We start from the raw sequence: 1,575 nt of genomic DNA on the forward strand, positions 1-1,575 counted from the left end.
GGTAAGGTGCGCAGTGCGCACCCTACATTTAGAGGTTTTGCGTAAGTCCTAGCCAATACTCTAATCAACTGTTAATAGGGGTAAGGTGCGGTGTGCATTGAACCCTACATATAGAGGTGAGGCGTAATTTTTGTAGCAAAAACAATGGGGGATTAATTGTTAATTTGCAAAGTTCTACCGCGCCAAGTCCATCCCCAACCTGTTTCGGTTTTAATCGCAGAACCGATCGCCATCGCGGCCACTAACGCACCTCCGAAACCTCCCAACCACCAGTATTTCGTCGGACAGTCAGAAATCTCGGCACCCAAGCGGCGCAAATTGTAATGCTGCCAAATTACGATTACGGATAAACAAATAGTTAACCAGGTAATTGGCAATTGGTAATTGGTAATTGGTAATTGATAATTGGTGATTGTCAGAATTTCTGCGAAGTCCCCGTTGGCCAGCAAAACAGCTAATGCCAACCACGGCATCGGATAAACAAAAAACATAATTGCAGCCATGTAAACCATCAACCCCCAACTGCGGTTAGCGCCGAGATACAAATTCTTTGTCCAGCCTTCCCACAATGCGTTCCAAGACCGATACATCCGCACGGATGCCAAATTTGACCCGGAATAAAGTCCCAACTTTAAACCCGCACGTTTGATGCGTCTAGCTAGTTCCACATCTTCCACAATTTCGCCGGCAACTGCTTCGTGACCGCCAATTTTTTCGTAAGCCGATCGCCTAAATAACATGAACGGCCCGCCCGCAAAAGCACTGTCTATTTTCGAGGGATCGTTGACGGCGGTGAAGTCGTAGCAAACTGCTAGGTGATTGAACATTATCGGCTGCACTAACCACTCGGCCAAACACTCACAAACCAGCGCTGGCATACAGGTGAACAAGTCTATTTTCTCGGTTTCTGCTGTGGCGATAGCGGTTTCGATCGCCCCTGGTTTGAGTCGCACGTCGGCATCGATAAATAATAAGAAGTCTCCGGTAGCTACCTGAACAGCTTGGGCGCAGGCCCAGTTTTTGCCCGCCCAATATTGGTTGGTTGGTCGCGGCTGACCTGCTAATATTTTAAGTCGGGGGTCGTTGAGATGCTGTTGCAGGGTTTGGGCGATCGCTAGTGTGTCGTCTGTCGATCGATCGTCTACAATTAAAACCTGTAAGTTGTCCACAGACAGCGGTGTACTCTCCAAAATGGCGATCGCGCAATCCCGAATATTCTCTGCCTCGTTGTATGCTGGTACGATTACCGAAACTTTAGGGAACTGCGCGGCGGACTCCGGTGACAACTTAGCCAAACTTCTGTCGGTTCGAGGCGCCTTTTCGACTGAGCGGCGCAAATTCTTAGTGTAAGCTCTACTTACAATCAGAGAAAAAATTAGCAGGGTTAACAATATCAAAGCGAACAGACCTCAAATTTTCGGTACACGATTTGTCTCCCTAAATATTAAAAAATATTAAAACAAAAAGCTAGTCGATCGCCCGAAAAGTTATTTTGGCCGAAAGCATCCAGGATACAAGCCCCCGGATTCATCCGTGGGGTCAATGCTTCAATCTAAAATCTAAAATCTAAAATCT

Annotated in this window: 1 protein-coding gene; it reads right to left on the reverse strand. The window is 47.0% G+C overall.

The annotated features are described in order from the left end of the window. Positions 1–152: 152 nt before the first annotated feature. Positions 153–1,397 (reverse strand): glycosyltransferase family 2 protein, encoded by a 1,245-nt coding sequence (locus QUB77_RS18900; RefSeq protein WP_333175884.1) that lies wholly within the window; start codon positions 1,395–1,397, stop codon positions 153–155. Positions 1,398–1,575 lie beyond the last annotated feature (178 nt).

Origin of the sequence: Microcoleus sp. AT9b-C3, from assembly GCF_036705485.1 — a bacterium.
GTDB lineage: Bacteria > Cyanobacteriota > Cyanobacteriia > Cyanobacteriales > Microcoleaceae > Microcoleus.